The organism is Clostridium sp. D5, from assembly GCF_000190355.1.
Taxonomy (GTDB): Bacteria; Bacillota; Clostridia; order Lachnospirales; family Lachnospiraceae; genus Faecalicatena; species Faecalicatena fissicatena_A.
The window spans coordinates 1,021,518-1,039,832 of record NZ_GL870809.1 but is presented as its reverse complement, the minus strand read 5'-3'; the positions used below and the strand labels follow the sequence as shown (position 1 = coordinate 1,039,832).

The window sequence follows — 18,315 nt, the reverse complement described above, 5'->3', positions numbered from 1 at the left end:
CAATCAAAACTTTCAACATGGAGGAATTTAAATGAAAAGTGCAGTATTTTACGGAAAACATGATTTACGGGTGGAAGAACATGAGATGCCGGCAGTTGGTCCAAAAGATGTCCTGATTCAGGTAAAGGCCTGCGGCGTATGCGGAACAGACGTACATATCTACGAGGGTGACAAAGGCGCCGCAGAAGTTACCCCTCCCACTATACTCGGACATGAATTTTCAGGCGTCATCACAGAGACAGGCGCAGAAGTAACGGATTACAAAGCTGGGGACAGAGTATGCATTGATCCCAACTGCTACTGCGGTTCCTGCGAGCCATGCAGAAATGGGATTGCACACTACTGCGAACACATGATTGGATACGGAACAACCGTCAACGGCGGATTTGCAGAATATTGTGCGGTAAATGAAAGACAGGTTTATAAGCTTGGGGAAAACACCACTTTTGAACAGGGCGCCATGACAGAACCGGTTGCCTGCTGTCTGCACGGAATCGATATGTGCGAGATTCAGCCGGGTCATCAGGTCGTTGTAATTGGCGGAGGAATGATTGGCCTTCTTATGTTACAGTTGGCTAAACTGGCGGGAGCAGCAAAAATAGCCTTACTCGAACCTGTAGAAAGCAAAAGAGAAGTTGGAAGAAAATTGGGTGCCGATGTCTGCATTAATCCGCTTCGGGAAGGTGTAAAATCACGCTTAGAAGCTGCCGGTATGACATGGGTTAACACAGTCATCGAATGTGTCGGACGTCCTTCTACGATTGAACAGGCAATCGAGATTGCTGGAAACAAAGCAATTGTCATGATGTTTGGCCTTACAAAACCGGACGAGGCAATCTCTGTAAAGCCATTCCAGATCTTCCAGAAGGAATTAGAGCTGAAGGCATCCTTCATTAATCCTTATACACAGAAAAGGGCATTGGATCTGATTGATTCCGAACGATTGGATGTCAGCAGCATGGTTTTTGACGTATGCGGACTTGAGAAACTGGAAGATGTATTAAGCAGACCGGAACTTCGCACAAACGGAAAATATATCATTTCACCGGAAAAGTAAAAGCGCTGAAAAGGGGAATGAAACGATATGACAGCGCCAGTATTTACAGCAGAACCAGTCAGATTATTGATTGCAGCACCCTTTTGCCTATTCTCTTGGCCTTTCTGATTACCGCTCTAGTCCTGCTCCTCCTCAGGATACTTCATCCCCCATTGATTACGTATGCTGGTCATAATATCCATAACGTCTCTCGTGTAATCCAGATGCATGACATTATCTTTTCCTGAAACCGCTGCTTCCATATCTTCCACTTCATATACAAGTGCATTTTCTTTATTGCCTGCTTTTATAACTTCTTTGGTTCCATCTTCTGTAAAAGTGATGACTGCTTCTACGCCTCGGGTATATTCATAAATCTCGATATACCCCCTGTCGAATGACACCATCCCCCGTTTCGGCTGCTGGGCATGCAGGGACAAGATGACGGCCGCCATTTCCTCTTCCCTGTTTTTCAACAGAATACTGGCCTGTTCGTCCACTTTGGTAGGTGCATACTTCACCTGCGATACAATTTCATCCGGCTTTGATGACATAAACCACCTGACAAATGAAAGCGCATAGACTCCAATATCCAGCATCGCTCCCCCCGCCAGGCTGGGATTGAAGAAACGGTTGCTCATATCATATTCTTTGTAACATCCAAAATTCATCTGTATTAATTTCAAATCCCCAAGTCTGCCGGAGGCTATGATCTCACTAAGACGCTTATAAATGGGCATATGATAAATTGTCATTGCCTCCGCCAGAACCACATGATTATCCTCTGCCAGCTTTACCGCTTCTTCCAGTTCCCCTGCATTTAAAGTAATCGACTTCTCGCAGAGCACATGTTTTCCGGCCCGAAGCGCCTTCCGCAGATATTCACTGTGTGTATTATGGGGAGTGGCAATATAAATAATATCTACATCTTCGTCTTCAAATATATCATCTATCTTATCATATACCTTGTGAACCCCATATTTTTCTGCAAATTCTACCGCTTTTGCATATGTACGGTTCGCTGCGCCATATAAGTTTCTTCCCTGGCGACTCATTTCCTGAGCCAGCTGACCGGCAATATCTCCGCATCCCAGTGCAGCCCAATTATAATTTTTCATCCTTGAATCCCCCTTCATATTGCTGTTCATTCATTTCATATTTTCTCTGCGGCTGCACAGATCCAGCCGTTTTCCTTTTTATCTATCTTAATATTGGAAAACCCGGCCTGCTGTAGTAAAAGCCGTAACTGATCCGAATTATAAATCGTCATTCCTTCAATCTCATCAAGCCATTTTTCCCCCTCAGGATCTTCACCGTTGGATTCATTACAAATCAAAAAGATTCCGCCATCTTTCAGAACTCTGAACACCTGCTCAAACGCTTTGGAAATGTCAGGCCAAAAATAAACCGTTTCAAATGCAGTTATTACGTCAAAGGAGGCATCTGAAAATGGGAGTGCCATTACATCTCCCTGTATGATTTGGCACCGTCCGTCCTTGATTGCGTCTGCATTCATCTTCGTTGATTCTTCAACACTGACTTCCGAATAATCTATGCCTTTTACCTTTCCATGAATACTTTTTTCCAGCAGAGTTCTGACATTTGCCCCTCCGCCGCAGCCAATATCCAGCGACAAATCATCTTCCTGAATTGTAATGTGATTGAATCCCCACTCTGCCATTGCAGCATGGCTGTTGTTCATCCTGTTAAGCATCATTTTTCCATCTAAACCTTCCGGTTTACATGCATTCTGATAATATCCCATCGTTCTTCTCCCTGTCATCTAAATATAATTCCTGAATACTAAATACTTAGTATCAACTAACTAGTTTTAGTATACTCAAATACTCTATGAATGTAAAGATGGTCTTGTTAAACGAAGGTTAACTGGAGGAGGGGGGACGCCAGGCGGATGGTTGTAGGCTACGCGTTTTTTTATCCTGACAGTATGAAATTCTTCGGGCAGTTATGATATAGCCACTGCTTTTTATGATACCAAGAGGCCCGTCTGTAATAGATACTCTCCTATTGTCAGGCTTTCTTCCTGGGGTTTTATATCTACATACAGCTGTGCTGATTCCAGGGGGCAGTATCGGAATAGTTCGAGGACGTCATCGGCTTCCAGACACATTCTGTCTCCTTTTATGAAACCTTCGAAACTAAACCGTTCCAGCAGGTCTGCGTATTTTTCCAGATCAGTCAGATTTCTCAGACATATATTATATTTTTTCATTGCATCTTCTCCTTTATCAAACTTTTTTAACTTTCATTCTCTTTATTATACGGAAATAGCTGCTTAGATTAAATCCAGATTCTGTATGAAAATGCAATAATATGGACTGGTTTATTTTGGTCTCTATTTTAATATATTTTTTTCTATATCAATAAAATCGGGGGATTTCATATACATAATTTTATACAATGTAGCTTTATCCACTCAGATATTTTAAAATATGGACAATAAATATAAAAATCTGGATGTTTTCTATAAATATAAGATTGCGAAAAAGCTGGAAAAGCGATATGATTCGAGTAAGTATATCGCTGGGCACGCTGCTGCTCCTGCCCTGCGGACGGATCTGTGGCAAAGCTGCAGAATAAGGTACATAAAGGGGGAAGTGTTTAGTGATTATTAAATCTGGTGTGAATCTGGGAGATAACAGTGAAGAAATCGTACCGACACACTCTGAAGATTTTCCATATGTCTGCATGTATGCAGATCTGGACAGCCATATCGGACAGTGTTTTCCATGGCACTGGCATGCTTTATTTGAAATTGACTATGTGAAAGAGGGGGAAGTTGATTTCTGTACATCAGACAACATTTATCATCTGAAGAAGGGGGACGCCATTTTTATTAATTCTAATGTCCTGCATACTGTGCGGGCCAGAGATGGGGTTTCCGGCTGTAAGATCTATGCCCATTTGTTTGATATGCATTTTTTATCCGGTATGTATAACAGTATTTTTGAACAAAACTATTTTCTGCCTGTTCTGAAATGCAAAACACTGCAGGCCGCTGTAATTCGTCCCGATAGCCGCAGAAGGCTCCATATGATCGAGCAGATTCTAAACGCACTGGAACTAAACGAAAAAGAAACTTTTGGATATGAATTTGAAATCCGGACGGAATTATCCAGATTCTGGTGTATGCTTCTGGAAGAAACAAAAGAAATACGAAGCAACGATAAAAATACCAGCGAAACAGATGCAAACCGTATTAAAGTCATGATACAGTATATCCGGGAACATTATGCGGAAAAGATTACATTGACAGATATCGCTCATGCAGCCAGTGTCAGCGGACGTGAATGTACCCGCTGCTTCAGCCGCTGGCTCGGATTGTCCCCCATGAATTATCTGAACGACTACAGAATCCGGATGGCAGCAAAGTTACTGCTGCAGACAGACAGCAGCATTATCACGATCAGCGAAAGCTGTGGGTTCAGCTCTAACAGCTACTTTGGAAAGGTATTTCACGAAATAATGGGGTGCACGCCAAAAGAATACAGACGAAGATGAATGGCTGTTTTTTATAGCTATTAGCACTTAGTGACCGTACTTTGGTCACTTACGTGCGATGCATGAAAAATAGTTGGTGAGGTTTTCCCGAGCCTTATTATTTTTTATAGAATGGTTTTATATTCCTTACAAAAAGTGTTATAATAATCCGCATGAAACAGTAAAAGGAGATATGTCATTATGAGAGCTTATGAAAGACTTTTGAAATACGTTGTTATCCGCACACCGAGCGATGAAAACAGCGAAACCGTACCGTCCAGTGAATGCCAGTTCGATCTGGCCCGCCTGCTGGTTCAGGAGCTGAAAGACCTTGGGGTATCTGATGCAAAAGTAGATGAACAGTGCTATGTCTACGCACATCTCCCAGCCACACCGGGCTATGAAGACAAGACAAAGATCGGTTTTATTGCCCATATGGATACGGTTTCCGATTTCTGTGACCACGATATCGTCCCGATCATAACAGAAAATTATGACGGGAAGGATTTTGTACTGGGGACAAGCAAAAGGACAATCCGTACAGAGACTTTCCGGCATCTGCCGGACCTGAAGGGGCGCACTCTGATTACCAGTGACGGAACAACGGTGCTGGGAGCGGACGATAAAGCCGGAATCGCAGAAATCATGACTGTGGTTGAGCGCCTGATCACGGAAAACATTCCCCATGGACCGCTTTCCATCGCATTCACACCGGATGAGGAGATCGGATCCGGCGCCTCCCATTTTAATGTAGAAGAATTCGGCGCAGACTTCGGCTACACACTGGACGGCGACACCGAGGGTGAAATCCAGTTTGAAAATTTCAATGCATGCAAAGCCGATTTTATAATAGAAGGCGTCAATGTGCATCCAGGTTCAAGCAAAGATACAATGGTGAATGCCAGCCTGGTGGCCATGGAGATCAATGCCATGCTTCCCTCCGGTGATACCCCCCGTGATACAGAAAATTACGAGGGCTTCTTCCATCTGGTTAATATGTCCGGCGAGGTGGGGCATGCAGAGCTCCATTATATTGTCCGCGACCATGACGCAGCAGCGTTTGAAGTGCGTCAGCAGATACTCCGTCATATAGAGAAACTGATGAATGAGAAATGGGGCAGCGGCACTGTTAGTCTGACCATTACACAACAGTACCGCAACATGTCCGAGATCATTGACGGATGCAGGCACCTCATCGACAATGCCAAAAAGGCATGTGAGAAAGCCGGTGTCACACCACTTATTCTGCCCATCCGGGGAGGTACAGACGGTGCCCAGCTCAGCTTTAAGGGTCTTCCCTGCCCCAATCTTGGAACAGGCGGACATGGTTATCACGGCCCTTATGAGCATATTACCGCAGAAGGTATGGATCTTGCTGCGGATGTGGCCTTTGAACTTGTCAGGATCTATGCAGACAGCTGATCCTGTGTGCCCTGCCTTTTGCGAATGACCGTTTTTTCGGACTGCCGCATGCTTCCAGCATCATAAAAACCACGGAGATGCCGCTCCACAGAGGATTTTTTCATCTTTGGAGCGGCATTTTCTACAAATGAGGTCTCAAAAATGAGTACAGTAGGATATATTAATATTTCTTTAGAAACTTTTGGTGGTATGCTTTCACTTATTTTCATCCTGTGTCTGATTCTGACCGGCCACAAAAAAGAGCGGTCCGAGAAACTGTATATCTGTGTCCTTTCCATCAACACCATCGTACTGTTCTGCGATGCTGCCGCCTGGCTCTTTAAAGGCAGGCCCGGTGACTGGAGTTTTTATCTTGTGCGGATCGCAAACTTCTGTGTGTTTTGTTTTAGCTATATACTCCTGGCAGTGTTCACGGAATACCTCGTCTGCATTGTATCCTCGAAGGGGTCCATCATATCAAAGCTGCCGTCCCGTATCATGTGGGGGCTTTCTTTTGCCGCCATTCTCCTTGTTGTTATCTCTCAGTTTAACCATATGTATTATATCATTGATGCTTATAATATCTATCACCGGCAGCATCTGTTCTGGCTGTCCCAGATGTTTGGAATTCTGTGTATGCTGATCGACGGCAGTGTTCTGTTTCTTTACCGGAAGCGAATGGAAAAAAGAGAACTTGCAGCATTTGCGGCCTATATCGGCATGCCGATAATCGCAATGTTTATACAAATGCTTATATACGGGGTTGCCGTGCTCTATCTGGCAACTACAGTTTCTGCTATGTGCATCTATATCAGCATTCAGATAGAACATTCCCGGAACATGGCTGTGAAAGAACTGGAGCTGGAGAAAACACGCACCATTGTCATGCTTTCACAGATACAGCCCCATTTTCTGTATAATACGCTGTCAGTTATAAAAGGATTGTGCCGGACTAACCCAAATCTGGCAGAAGAAGCAGTGGACCACTTTTCAGATTTTCTCCGCGGGAATCTCAAGTCACTGACTTATACGGAACTCATCCCCTTCGAGCAGGAACTTGCCCATACAAAACATTATCTCCAACTAGAACAGATGCGTTTCGGCAGCCGGCTCCAGATCTCTTATGAGATCCCCGCCGTGCACTTTCTGCTGCCGCCCCTGACACTTCAGCCCCTTGTAGAAAACGCAGTGCGCCACGGCATTATGAAGCAGGAAGAGGGGGGTACCATCACGATTGCCTCCTCAGAAAATGACGATTCCTACACCATTACCGTCGCTGATAACGGCATTGGCTTTGATGTAGATATTCCGCACGAATCCGACACAGAACATGTCGGGCTTAACAATGTGCAAAAGCGCCTGAGCGCACAATGCAATGGCAGACTGGCAATTACAAGTACCCCCGGTCTGGGCTCTTCTGTTACAATAACCATACCCAAGGGCACCCCGTAATGCAGGCCCTGCAGGTGGATACGCAGCAGAGCTGCAGAAGAAAGTACACGAAAGGAGTAAACGATATGATAATCATAGCTGTAGATGATGAACCGATTGTACTTGGGGTTCTGGCAGAGTCGATCCTGGAGGCCGCGCCCGGCTGCACAGTACACCGTTTTGACCATACCAGAGAGGCGTACCGTGCCATAAAAGACGGTCTGCGTCCGGACGTTGCATTTCTGGATATTGAAATGTCCGGCATGACAGGGCTGGAACTTGCCAAGAACATCCGGGAACTTTCCTGCCGTACTAAGATCATCTTTGTCACTGCTTATTCCCAGTATGCAATGCAGGCATACTCCATGCATGTAAGAGGCTATCTGCTGAAACCTGTAAATGCACAGAAAATCAGGGAAGAACTGGAAGAATTAAAATCTGTGCCTCTCCAGGATGACTCTCACGTACGGGTACAGACATTCGGCAACTTTGAAATCTTTGTGGACGGTAAACCCATGCATTTTGGGCTTTCTAAAACTAAAGAGCTGCTGGCCTACCTTGTTGACCGGCGCGGTGCATCCGTAAATACCGCGGAACTCTGCGACATTTTATGGGAACAAAAACCTTACGGAGCCTCCGTCAAAAGCCATCTCCGCACACTTCTCTCCGACCTGTCCCGCAGTCTGTCCGCTGCCGGTGCCGATGACATTCTGCTTAAGAGCCGCAACAGCTTTGCCGTAGACTGCAGCAAACTGGACTGTGACCTGTACCGCTTCCTCCGCAGAGAGCCAGACGCAGTCAATAAATATATGGGTGAATATATGAAACAGTATACCTGGGCAGAAATGACCCTGGGAGCACTTGAGCAGCAGAAGTAGGTTGAATTTCTGTCTGCCACCCTCATGCCCGCACTGGCCGCATCACAGCATCCGGCTCTTATGAATCGGTCCGCATCCAGTATGCACTTACAGGCTTATTCTCTTTGCGCTTTCTTTGCTGTTATATTGCTATATTAAATGAACAGTAAAAGGATAGTTTCCATAGAGTAAGGAGAATTTTTATGAGATCAATACAGACAAAGTTTATCGCTTTGATTTTAGGCTGCGTCCTGCTTTCCTCAGTCATCATCGGAGGAGCGGGCATCCTCAGCGCCCAGAAAGTTGTGGACAAGGATTCTGCACAGCTGATGAATCTTATGTGCAGTGAAAAGGCCCGGGCACTGAACGGTATCTTCTCACGCATCGAGCAGTCCGTCAACACACTGGCCGTTTATGCGGATCAGGAACTCCCGGATGTCGAACAGTTTAAAACTTCCCCCGATGTCGTCAGGGAATATACACAGCGTCTGCAAAGCGTGGCTGTTAACGCTGCCAACAACACAGAAGGAGCGCTGGCCGTCTATGCCAGGTATAATCCTGACTTTACAGAACCCACCTCCGGCCTGTTCTGGAGCAGAACCGCTCTGGAAGGCAGGTTCCAGCAGCTGACTCCCACTGATTTTTCCCGCTATGCATCGGATGACATGGAGCATGTCGGCTGGTACTATATCCCCATAGATAGCGGAAAAGCTACCTGGATGAAGCCCTATATGAACAAAAATATCAATGTGGAAATGATTTCCTATGTAATTCCAATTTATGCGGACAACACGGCAATCGGTGTGATTGGGATGGATATTGATTTCAGTGTGATCAAAGAAATTGTGGAAAACATAAAAATCTACGACACCGGCTATGCCTTTCTCACCGATGAAGATGCAAATATCATGTACCACGAAGAAGTCGATTCCGGTTCTTCCATGGGCAGCCTGGAGAAAAGCCTGCGGCCGATTGTGGATGAGCTTCAAAACGGCAGCAGCGGTAATTATCTTTTTTCTTATAAATGGCACGATGTCAAAAAAGAAATGGCTCTCTGCACGCTCAGAAATGATATGAAGCTGGTCATCACAGCCCCCTCTTCGGAAATCGACCAGGCTAAAAACACCCTGATACTGCAGAGCTGTATCGCAATGCTGCTGATCTCCTTCCTGTCTGTCTTTCTGACCATACATATGACGCGGCGGCTGATCCGGCCGCTGAAAGAATTAAATGACGCAGCCAGGAAAATTGCAGACGGAGATCTGACTGTCTCACTCTCCAACCAGACAAAGGATGAGGTCGGCATGCTGGCCGACAGCTTTCAGCAGACGGTGAACCATCTGCGGAAATATATAGATTACATCAACGGTCTCGCCTACCGGGACGCATTGACCGGTGTCAAGAATAAAACAGCCTATCAGGAAGCTGCCGACAGGCTGGAGACAATGACCCGAACCGGCAAACCTGAATTTGCATTATTGGTATTTGATATTAACAACCTAAAAACCGTAAACGATTCACACGGCCATGATTTTGGTGATATCCTGATTATCAACGCCTGTAAAATCATATGCAAGGTATTCAAACGGAGTCCTGTTTACAGAATCGGCGGTGATGAATTTGTCGTAATCCTGGAGAACTCAGAGTTGGAAAACTATGAACAGTTGTTGGAACGTTTCCAGGCCGCCCTGGATGAGTTTAATGGCTTCGCCGGTAAGGACGGAAAAGTCTCCATCGCACGTGGAATTGCAATTTACGAAGAGAATGTAGACCTGACCGTAAACGAAGTGTTCAAGCGCGCCGATGATGCCATGTATCAGAACAAGATCGCCATGAAGAGAAAGGAAGATACAGAAAAAGAGGAGTCTGGAAGAGTAGTTTAACTACTCTTCCTTGAATCCTTCTCCCACTACCTCATTAGACTCCATAATTACTGTAAATGCGGTGGGATCCACTTCCCTGACCATTTTCCTTATCGTATACATCTGCTTATTATTGCACGCGCACATCACGACTTCCTTCTCAATACCGGAATAGCTTCCCCTGCCTTTCAGCAGTGTAGAACCTCTCCCCGAATACTTATCAATCTTATCCGCAACCTCCTGCCCCTTGTCTGTCACAATCAGGGTCATCTTTCCGGCATCGATGCCGTACATAATCTTATCAATCACAAACGTCAGCAGATAAGTAATAATGAATCCGTAGATTGTCCCGTCCACATCTTTAAACATGTATCCGCCGACCGCCACAATAATTGCATCCGTGATAAACACGATCTTCCCCAGTGTCAGATGCGGCCGTTTCACTTTAATGGAAACGGTAATAAAATCCATCCCCCCGGTAGAAGAGTTATTCATAAATATCAGTGCATAACCCAGCCCGGAAAAAATCCCGGTACAAATCGCCGCCAGCATCCGGTCGCCCGAATAAACCGGGAGCAGCGGAGCCACATAGTCGATAATCAGAGACGTTATAATAACCGTCCTCACCGACCGCACAAAAAACTCCTTCCCCAGCGTCCTATAGCAGGCGATCGCAATCGGCACATTCAGCAGCATAGTCACCCACCCGATAGGCATCCCGAATAAATGATAGAAAATCAATGCAATACCCGAAATTCCCGCCAGCGGAAAAGCCGCATTCGCCGCAAAATTGTAAATCCCGACCCCAATCAGAATACCGCCCACAACGTCAATCATAATATCATAAGCCAGCTTCTTAAAATTCATTTTTTTCATAAGCGTCACCTCTCTAAAAATAGCATTCCCCAAATAAGCACAAAAAAGAACACCTACAAATTATAAAATATAATTCGCACGTGCTCTTCTCTAATCTTCAGTCTAATCCATCCGAACTGATTTGTCAACACCCCCGGTTAAAACTTTTGTGGCTGTTCACAGGCGGTGTTAATGTTCAGACCGTGCTGTGCATTCACTGCACAGCATCGGAGCGATAACAAAAACAGTCCCTAACTTTATCCCTAGAGCCGTTCACTGTTTGCAGTCATAAACTTGTACTCTGCGACAGACCTGTCAAATCCCTTAATATGGCGGTAAAGCCATTCGATCACGTTCTTATTCACCTGCTCCACAAACGCATCGGAAGGACCTTCCTCTTCTTCCAGCATCTCATACAGTTCCTTTACCACGGTTCTGAGCTTCTCATGCTCCTTCTTGTGTTCTGTAATCCCGGGATACTCAATCTCTTCCTGAAGCTTCTCTTCCTCAGAAAAATGGAAATCCGTATAATCAGCAAGATAATCCAGCGTCTTTATAGCCACCAGTTTATCCCTGCCGCTCTCACAGCTGTCCAGAAGCTTATTGATCTTATCAATCAGTTCCTTGTGCTGCGTGTCAATCATCTCATTTCCAGTTACCAGACTGTCATCAAATTCTGCTCTCATCTTATTTTCCTCCTAAATCTCTCCATTTTTAAACTTCATAATCATCTCATTTGTCAGGCTGTCTCTTAAGGGACCGACCGGGATATCTTCCCGCTCAAACCATTCCGCCAGTGCCAATTCTTCTTCATCCAGCGTAATGGTGTCGTCTCCATCCAGATCACAGTAGAATCCCATCAGCACCGTCTCACTAAACGACCATGGCTGACTCTTATAATATCTGACATTCTTCACCTTCAACCCTACTTCTTCCATGACTTCTCTTTTTACCGTTTCTTCCAGCGTCTCCCCGATTTCAACAAAGCCTGCAAGAAGAGCATATCTTTTATAGGCCCTGCCGGCATATTTGGACATCAGCAGCCTGTTTCCATCGGTTACACCGATAATCGTTGCCGGACAGATCTTTGGATACTCCATATTATGGCACTCTTCACAATAGAGCATTCGCTCTTTCTTATCTTTTTTCATCAGGGAACCGCAGTGTCCGCAATACCTGTGATTCTTATACCAGTTAAACAGCTGATACCCCGTAATCCCTGCAAATGCAAGGTGCTGGGGATCAGACCTGCGGAAGATCTCTGTATTCTCCATGGTAAACACAGACAGGCGCTCTCTGTTGATCTCCTCTACCAGATAATAACGTTCCTCATCTATTGAAAATAAATATGTATACTCTTCATAAATATCCTCATTCAGCCGTTCCAAATCTTTAAACCTGGGCAGCTCAATTCCTTCAGGCGTATTCTTTACAAGTGTGGTATGTTCCTCATAATATAGGGCAACGCTGTCTCTGTCCGGGGGAGCCGGGGTATATGCGTTATCATAGCGATGTGGTGCAATATCCTGTATCATATTCCTTACCTGCTTTCTCTGTGATCTTCTTTATCATAGCACATTTTCCCCTTTGCTGCACCCTGGATATTGACTTATCCACAAAACTATTGAATAATGAAATAGAGTTTCGCTTAGGAAACCCGCGCCTGCGGCGGCCGCATCGCGGCATCTGCCTCGTACACCGCAGTGCGCATCCCGCCCGGAGGGCTTTTTATCTTGCAAGTTCAACGAACTTTCCTATAAGATAAGAATATTGGTATTGCCAACAGAAAAAGAAAGGAGTTCATTATGAAAATTGTATTTCTGGATGCAAAGACGATCGGGGAGGATATTGACCTGTCCTGTTTCGACAAGTTAGGGGATGTCGTCAAATACCCTTTTTCCACCTCCGCAGAAGTACCGGAACGTGTTAAGGATGCGGATGTACTCGTAATAAACAAAATAGATATCAATGAACAGACCATACACACCGCAGGACATCTGAAGCTCATCTGTGTAACAGCTACCGGGACGGATGTTCTGGACAAAGAATATCTTGACAAAAGAGGCATAGCCTGGTGCAACGTTGCGGATTATTCCACAGAATCCGTCGCCCAGCACACTTTTGCCATGCTTTTCTATCTCCTCGAAAAACTGAGCTACTATGACAATTACGTAAAAAGCGGCCGTTATGTGAATGATACTGCATTCTCTCATTTTGCAGAGGCCTTCCATGAACTGAAAGGGATGACCTGGGGCATTATCGGACTGGGGAACATCGGCCGCCGTGTGGCTTCCATAGCAGAAGCTTTCGGTGCTCATGTCATCTACTGCTCGCCCTCCGGTGCGCCGCCGCAGGCTGGTTACCAACAGGTCGACTTTGACACGCTTCTTTCTTCCTCCGATATCGTGTCCGTGCATGCCCCGCTGAACCAGTACACCGAAGGTCTGATGGACGGGCCGGCCTTCCAAAAAATGCAGCCGCATGCGATCTTCCTCAATCTCGGCCGCGGCCAGATCGTGGAGGAAAATGCGCTTGCTGCCGCATTGGATCAGAAACTGATCGCAGCTGCCGGACTGGACGTGCTCTCCCAGGAGCCAATGTCCAAAGACAGCCCTCTGCGCGCCTTTTCGGACAGCCGGAGACTGCTCATCACCCCGCATATCGGCTGGGCGAGCGTGGAATCCCGCACCCGCCTTATGGATATCATTGCCGGACAGATCAGTTCTTTTTTTTCTTAAAATTGAAAATAGAAGACAACATCATAAGCACGGCTCCGGCCGCCAGGAAAAAGTCACCGAGATTATACGTAATCTTTGTGATTTTTTCCCATTTTGTCTTAAAACCGACATAATCAATCACATAACCGCGTATCCATCTGTCAAAGGTATTGCTCCACGCCCCGGCCGTCATCAGGGACAGACCTGCTTTTTTGAGGTAATGCCTTTTTCTGACCAGGGTGATACACTGATAGATCGTAAGCAGCATCGTCACTATGGCGGATGATATCTTCACAAAATCCTGATGATCCTCAAACAGGTTCAGGCACATCCCTTTATTATATACCTTGCGTATCATAACCCTGCCTTTACATGCCGTGCGTTCCTCCCCCTTTTTCATATATCCTTCTACGTAGGACTTAATCGCAATATCGGCAAGCGCAAGACTTAGCGTCAGACTCATTAAAACCAAAATAATCATGGAGTTCCCCCTACTCTTCTGTCATGGATTTTATTTTTTCTTCCGCTTCTTTTGCTTTTTCCTTCACTGCCTCTGCCGCATTCTCTGCCTTTTCCTTTACGGTCTCCACTGCCTCTGCCGTCTTCTCCTTCAGAGCATCTGCCGCTTCCGCAGTCTTTTCTTTTACAGTATCCGCTGCGTTTTCCGTCTTTTCTTTTACGGTATCCGCCGCGTTTTCCGCCTTTTCTTTTACGGTATCCGCTGCGTTTTCCGCCTTTTCCTTTACGATGTCAGCTGTATTTTCTGTCTTTTCCATTGCAGTATCTGCTGCCTCTTCTGTCCTTTCCCGCACAGATTCCGCTGTTGTTCCAGCTTTTTCTTTCACGGTCTCCGCGGTGGTTTCTGCCTTTTCCCGTACTGTATCGGCTGCAGCTTCTGCTTTCTCTTTCATCTTCCCGGCCATATCCACAACTTTCTCCTTCACGGCATCTGCGTAGTCGCTCTCTTTTGATTCGGTCTGCTCAGGAACCTTAGATCCGCAGTGCGGACAATATGCCATCTCTTTTGCTACGGACTTACCGCATCCGTCACATGTAACATCGCCCTTCACATCCGATATCTGCTGCTCATATTTTTCGATGCTTTCCTCTCTGTTCTGAATCGCATCACAGATGCCGATGGCCTCTGAATCTACCACTTCGCCTTCTTTATAATGGTCATAAACCATCTTACCAAGTTCAGCATAATCTCTCTCATTGCCCCGCTCCAGCGCTCTGATCTGATTGCGCAGTCTCTGAATCTCAACTGCCTCCCCCGCCTTATTCGTTACTGTTTCCGCTGTTTCACCGATTTTTCTGCCCAAGTCCTCAAAAAATGCTTTCATATCTGTGTATCTCCCTTCGTATTTAAATCCTGTCACATACGGATTCATTATTTATAATACATTATACCCCATAATATGCCAACTTCAACCGATTTTCCTTTATTTAATATTAATTTTAGCACTGGTCTGTCCCATGGCAGACAGTTAAGAATCCCCGCATATTCTGCTACCGGGTATTCATATACTTATTAAAAAACAGAATGGATATTTGAAATGGATTCTAATATATGCAGAGAACGTATTATATCTGAAGATTTCCGCGATTTTGTCATAACCGATACGCTTCCACCTACGCTGTCCAACATTCCAATGGAGCAGTTGTGCGAACAGACAGGTGATTTCGATTATCACTGTATTTATGTATCCGCTATCCAGGCAGATCCCGTCAATCTTGGGAGATATCCTTACCGCGCCATCCCAAAATGCTATTCCCTTCTAAGCATGGAAGCCCTGAACCAGGCCGGCATCCTGGCAATCCAGAACTATCCCACCCTGCAGCTCAAAGGAAAAAACGTCATGATCGGATTCGTGGATACAGGGATTGATTATACCAATTCGATTTTCCGAAACCTGGACGGTTCAACCAGAATTGCAGGGATCTGGGACCAGACAATACAGACCGGCGCGCCGCCGGATAGCTTCGCCTACGGAACTGAATATACACAGGAAATGATTGATGAAGCGCTTCAGTCTGATAATCCCAAATCAGCAGTCCCCTCAGAAGATGAATTAGGACATGGTACATTCCTGGCCAGCCTGGCGGCGGGCAGCGGCAACCCTGAGGAACAGTTTCTGGGGGCAGCTCCGGAATGTACCATTGCAGTAGTCAAGTTAAAACAGGCCAAACAGTATCTTCGTGATTACTATTTTGTTCCGGCCTCGACCCCCTGTTACCAGGATACCGATATTCTGCTGGGCCTCCGGTATTTAAATGACCTGGCAACGGCCAAAAATATGCCGCTGGTGCTGTGCATCGCGCTTGGAACCAATATGGGCGGACACATCAGCCTGACACCGCTCTCTCAGATACTGGAGCATTACAGTACCCTCAACAGCCGCATACCAGTTATTGGCGGCGGTAATGAAGCAGACCAGAGGCATCATTATTCCTATGACCTTCACAATGGCTCTTCGACAAATACGGTAGAAATCCGGGTTGGTGAAAATGTGCCCGGCTTCGTAATGGAGTTATGGACGGATATCCCCAATATTCTTTCCCTCACCCTGACCTCACCCTCGGGTGAGACAACAACGCCGGTTGCGGTAGAAACCAGCTCCACTTCTGTGTATGATTTTATCTTTGAGAGGACACGCGTCACGGTTAATTACCGGCTGATTGTGGAAGGAAGTACTTCAGAACTGGCCTTTTTCAGTTTTCGGGCCCCCGTCCCCGGTATCTGGAAGGTAAATGTCATACCGGTACAGACGATAGACGGACAATTTCATATCTGGCTGCCTGTCAAAGAATTTATAGGGGGTGAAGTATACTTTTTAAACGCAGACCCTTACTACACGCTGACCAATCCGGGTAATACCATCAGCACAATCGTTGTTTCCTATTATAATGGTGCCAACAACAGCATTGCCTTAAGTTCCGGCAGAGGATACACGCGATATGAACAGATCAATCCGGATGTTACCGCACCGGGAATCGATGTAAAAGGCGCTCTGCCAAATGGGCGTTACGCTGTCAGGTCCGGCTCCAGTATATCCACAGGTATTACGGCAGGTGCAACGGCATTGCTTTTGGAGTGGATCATTTACCAGCTTGGAAATCCCCGCATTGATTCTTACCAGATCAAAAGCCTGCTGATCCTGGGAGCCGTGCGTCCGCCCAATATGACATTTCCAAACAGAGAATGGGGGTATGGGCAGCTGAACCTGTATAACACATTTGAGCAGGCTCGTAAGTTCTGAGAAATAACATGTACATAGCCCGGCTCTTTTTTCGGTACCCCCTTTTTATACGCAGGAAGGACGCCTGATCAGCGTCCTTCTCCACGTATTTCATTTGCATTTTCATAGTAGCTTGTAACCATCTCATTTTCAGGAACAGGCTGCTCCTGAATCTGTGCCGTACCCGGCCTGAATACAACCTTTAACAACACAGGCGTAATTATTGTTGTGATCACTACAACAATGATAACCGGCCCGAGAAACGCAGAACCAAGCAGCCCCAGGCTGGATCCCTTGCTGGCCACAATCAGCGCAACCTCGCCCCTGGATATCATTCCCACACCAATACGTTTCGCCTGGTAATTCTGATATCTGCACATCTTGGCTCCCAGTCCGCATCCTACCACTTTTGTAAGAATCGCTACAATTGTCAGAACAACTGCAAATCCAACAATCGCCGCGGACATCTCAGGCAGTACAACTTTCAGTCCGATACTTGCAAAAAATACAGGTGACAGCAGCATGTAAGATATGGTATCAAACTTGCTTTCCAGATATGTAGAACGTTCCACGTTCGAGATAATCAGTCCCGCTATAAACGCACCTGTTATATCCGCAACGCCAAAAACTTCCTCCGCAATATAAGACATCAGAAGGCAGAACACAAATGCAACGATCGTATGGCGGTGCATTTCCTTCCTGGCCTTGTCCACCCAGTTCTTGTACAGCCGGTAAAAGAGAAATCCAACCACGCCCGCAAAAACAAAGAAACCGACAAGTTTCAGCAGAACCGTCCCCAGCTTCACAGAAGAGTCTGCCAGACTTGTTACAATCGTAAGTGCAATGATACCCAGAATATCATCTATAATAGCCGCCCCCAAAATGGCATTTCCTGAACGGGTTTTCAATTTCCCCAGTTCTTTCAGTGTTTCAACTGTAATGCTTACAGATGTGGCCGTCAGAATCACTCCGATAAAAATATTCTGAAGAAACACACTCGTATCCACATCCGATGTGATCATCCCCGGCCTGTTAAAAAAATAAGCCGCTCCAAAACCGCCCAGAAGCGGAACAATCACACCGCAAAGTGCAATAACAAAAGATGCCTTACCACTTGCTTTCAGCTCCTTAATATCCGTCTCCATCCCCGCACAGAACATCAGTACAATAACCCCGATCTCGGCCACCGCATGAATAAAAGAAGTCTCCCCAAGAATCCCAATCCCGGCCGGCCCAAGCAAAAGCCCCGCCAGAAGCGCCCCCACAACCTGAGGCATCTGGACCTTCTTCGTCAAAAGCCCGAGAACCTTCGTGAATAACAAGATAATTGCCAAATCTAGTAAAAAACTGTAGCTGCTCATAATTTTCTCCTCACATTTCTCACACTTATTAATCCCGAACAGATACAACAATACA

17 protein-coding genes are annotated in these 18,315 nt (G+C 45.9%); 8 read left to right on the top strand and 9 right to left on the bottom strand.

Annotated elements, in window-relative coordinates:
- Window positions 1–31 precede the first annotated feature (31 nt).
- Entirely contained in the window at window positions 32–1,057 is a 1,026-nt protein-coding gene (locus HMPREF0240_RS04460; RefSeq protein WP_009002253.1) for a zinc-dependent alcohol dehydrogenase family protein, read from the top strand.
- A gap of 116 nt (window positions 1,058–1,173) precedes the next feature.
- On the opposite strand, the gene HMPREF0240_RS04455 is transcribed toward HMPREF0240_RS04460, so the two are convergent.
- The 3 genes from HMPREF0240_RS04455 to HMPREF0240_RS04445 all read right to left on the bottom strand — a co-directional run bounded on the left by HMPREF0240_RS04455 (window position 1,174) and on the right by HMPREF0240_RS04445 (window position 3,269).
- Window positions 1,174–2,154 carry a Gfo/Idh/MocA family oxidoreductase gene (locus HMPREF0240_RS04455; RefSeq protein WP_009002252.1) on the bottom strand — a complete coding sequence of 327 codons (981 nt, stop codon included), beginning with the start codon at window positions 2,152–2,154 and terminating at the stop codon, window positions 1,174–1,176.
- Between the two features lie 35 nt (window positions 2,155–2,189).
- Window positions 2,190–2,801 carry a class I SAM-dependent methyltransferase gene (locus tag HMPREF0240_RS04450; RefSeq protein WP_009002251.1) on the bottom strand — a complete coding sequence of 204 codons (612 nt, stop codon included), beginning with the start codon at window positions 2,799–2,801 and terminating at the stop codon, window positions 2,190–2,192.
- Between the two features lie 222 nt (window positions 2,802–3,023).
- Window positions 3,024–3,269, bottom strand: coding sequence for a hypothetical protein (locus HMPREF0240_RS04445; RefSeq protein WP_009002250.1), 246 nt, complete (start codon window positions 3,267–3,269; stop codon window positions 3,024–3,026).
- Between the two features lie 392 nt (window positions 3,270–3,661).
- On the opposite strand from HMPREF0240_RS04445, the gene HMPREF0240_RS04435 reads away from it, so the two are divergent.
- From HMPREF0240_RS04435 to HMPREF0240_RS04415, 5 genes are all read left to right on the top strand, one after another.
- Entirely contained in the window at window positions 3,662–4,558 is an 897-nt protein-coding gene (locus HMPREF0240_RS04435) for an AraC family transcriptional regulator (RefSeq protein ID WP_009002249.1), read from the top strand.
- Between the two features lie 180 nt (window positions 4,559–4,738).
- Entirely contained in the window at window positions 4,739–5,959 is a 1,221-nt protein-coding gene (pepT, locus tag HMPREF0240_RS04430; protein WP_009002248.1) for a peptidase T, read from the top strand.
- A gap of 141 nt (window positions 5,960–6,100) precedes the next feature.
- The gene (locus HMPREF0240_RS04425; RefSeq protein ID WP_009002247.1) at window positions 6,101–7,390 is read left to right on the top strand and encodes a histidine kinase; all 1,290 of its coding nucleotides are present in this window, start codon (window positions 6,101–6,103) and stop codon (window positions 7,388–7,390) included.
- A gap of 65 nt (window positions 7,391–7,455) precedes the next feature.
- Window positions 7,456–8,247, top strand: coding sequence for a response regulator (locus HMPREF0240_RS04420; protein ID WP_009002246.1), 792 nt, complete (start codon window positions 7,456–7,458; stop codon window positions 8,245–8,247).
- Window positions 8,248–8,429: 182 nt separating this feature from the next.
- Window positions 8,430–10,109 carry a diguanylate cyclase gene (locus HMPREF0240_RS04415; protein WP_009002245.1) on the top strand — a complete coding sequence of 560 codons (1,680 nt, stop codon included), beginning with the start codon at window positions 8,430–8,432 and terminating at the stop codon, window positions 10,107–10,109.
- Here HMPREF0240_RS04415 and HMPREF0240_RS04410 read toward each other — a convergent pair whose 3' ends face one another.
- From HMPREF0240_RS04410 to nudC, 3 genes are all read right to left on the bottom strand, one after another.
- Window positions 10,110–10,964 carry a YitT family protein gene (locus tag HMPREF0240_RS04410; RefSeq protein ID WP_035312372.1) on the bottom strand — a complete coding sequence of 285 codons (855 nt, stop codon included), beginning with the start codon at window positions 10,962–10,964 and terminating at the stop codon, window positions 10,110–10,112.
- A 242-nt stretch (window positions 10,965–11,206) separates the two neighbouring features.
- On the bottom strand, window positions 11,207–11,629 hold the full coding sequence (locus HMPREF0240_RS04405) for a hemerythrin family protein (protein ID WP_009002243.1): 423 nt from the start codon (window positions 11,627–11,629) through the stop codon (window positions 11,207–11,209).
- 12 nt (window positions 11,630–11,641) lie between these two features.
- A complete protein-coding gene (gene nudC / locus HMPREF0240_RS04400; protein WP_009002242.1) occupies window positions 11,642–12,478 on the bottom strand; it encodes an NAD(+) diphosphatase in 837 nt (278 codons plus the stop codon).
- A gap of 270 nt (window positions 12,479–12,748) precedes the next feature.
- On the opposite strand from nudC, the gene HMPREF0240_RS04395 reads away from it, so the two are divergent.
- A complete protein-coding gene (locus HMPREF0240_RS04395; protein WP_009002241.1) occupies window positions 12,749–13,681 on the top strand; it encodes a D-2-hydroxyacid dehydrogenase in 933 nt (310 codons plus the stop codon).
- On the opposite strand, the gene HMPREF0240_RS04390 is transcribed toward HMPREF0240_RS04395, so the two are convergent.
- Window positions 13,662–14,141, bottom strand: a complete 480-nt coding sequence (locus tag HMPREF0240_RS04390; RefSeq protein ID WP_009002240.1) for a signal peptidase II — start codon at window positions 14,139–14,141, stop codon at window positions 13,662–13,664. The genes HMPREF0240_RS04395 and HMPREF0240_RS04390 overlap by 20 nt on opposite strands.
- Window positions 14,142–14,151: 10 nt before the next feature.
- On the bottom strand, window positions 14,152–15,003 hold the full coding sequence (locus HMPREF0240_RS04385) for a late embryogenesis abundant protein 76 (LEA 76) (RefSeq protein WP_009002239.1): 852 nt from the start codon (window positions 15,001–15,003) through the stop codon (window positions 14,152–14,154).
- A 213-nt stretch (window positions 15,004–15,216) separates the two neighbouring features.
- Here HMPREF0240_RS04385 and HMPREF0240_RS04380 point away from each other — a divergent pair, with 213 nt between their 5' ends.
- On the top strand, window positions 15,217–16,920 hold the full coding sequence (locus HMPREF0240_RS04380) for a S8 family peptidase (protein ID WP_009002238.1): 1,704 nt from the start codon (window positions 15,217–15,219) through the stop codon (window positions 16,918–16,920).
- 68 nt (window positions 16,921–16,988) lie between these two features.
- Here the strand turns inward: HMPREF0240_RS04380 and HMPREF0240_RS04375 are convergent, their stop codons facing one another.
- Entirely contained in the window at window positions 16,989–18,260 is a 1,272-nt protein-coding gene (locus tag HMPREF0240_RS04375) for a cation:proton antiporter (protein ID WP_035312371.1), read from the bottom strand.
- Window positions 18,261–18,315: the final 55 nt, after the last annotated feature.

Excerpts from the sequence above, each read along its gene's own strand:
- HMPREF0240_RS04460 (WP_009002253.1), top strand. The coding sequence starts at position 32 with ATGAAAAGTGCAGTATTTTACGGAAAACATGATTTACGGGTGGAAGAA.
- HMPREF0240_RS04455 (WP_009002252.1), bottom strand. The coding sequence starts at position 2,154 with ATGAAAAATTATAATTGGGCTGCACTGGGATGCGGAGATATTGCCGGT.
- HMPREF0240_RS04450 (WP_009002251.1), bottom strand. The coding sequence starts at position 2,801 with ATGGGATATTATCAGAATGCATGTAAACCGGAAGGTTTAGATGGAAAA.
- HMPREF0240_RS04445 (WP_009002250.1), bottom strand. The coding sequence starts at position 3,269 with ATGAAAAAATATAATATATGTCTGAGAAATCTGACTGATCTGGAAAAA.
- pepT (WP_009002248.1), top strand. The coding sequence starts at position 4,739 with ATGAGAGCTTATGAAAGACTTTTGAAATACGTTGTTATCCGCACACCG.
- HMPREF0240_RS04425 (WP_009002247.1), top strand. The coding sequence starts at position 6,101 with ATGAGTACAGTAGGATATATTAATATTTCTTTAGAAACTTTTGGTGGT.
- HMPREF0240_RS04420 (WP_009002246.1), top strand. The coding sequence starts at position 7,456 with ATGATAATCATAGCTGTAGATGATGAACCGATTGTACTTGGGGTTCTG.
- HMPREF0240_RS04415 (WP_009002245.1), top strand. The coding sequence starts at position 8,430 with ATGAGATCAATACAGACAAAGTTTATCGCTTTGATTTTAGGCTGCGTC.
- HMPREF0240_RS04410 (WP_035312372.1), bottom strand. The coding sequence starts at position 10,964 with ATGAAAAAAATGAATTTTAAGAAGCTGGCTTATGATATTATGATTGAC.
- HMPREF0240_RS04405 (WP_009002243.1), bottom strand. The coding sequence starts at position 11,629 with ATGAGAGCAGAATTTGATGACAGTCTGGTAACTGGAAATGAGATGATT.
- nudC (WP_009002242.1), bottom strand. The coding sequence starts at position 12,478 with ATGATACAGGATATTGCACCACATCGCTATGATAACGCATATACCCCG.
- HMPREF0240_RS04395 (WP_009002241.1), top strand. The coding sequence starts at position 12,749 with ATGAAAATTGTATTTCTGGATGCAAAGACGATCGGGGAGGATATTGAC.
- HMPREF0240_RS04390 (WP_009002240.1), bottom strand. The coding sequence starts at position 14,141 with ATGATTATTTTGGTTTTAATGAGTCTGACGCTAAGTCTTGCGCTTGCC.
- HMPREF0240_RS04385 (WP_009002239.1), bottom strand. The coding sequence starts at position 15,003 with ATGAAAGCATTTTTTGAGGACTTGGGCAGAAAAATCGGTGAAACAGCG.
- HMPREF0240_RS04380 (WP_009002238.1), top strand. The coding sequence starts at position 15,217 with ATGGATTCTAATATATGCAGAGAACGTATTATATCTGAAGATTTCCGC.
- HMPREF0240_RS04375 (WP_035312371.1), bottom strand. The coding sequence starts at position 18,260 with ATGAGCAGCTACAGTTTTTTACTAGATTTGGCAATTATCTTGTTATTC.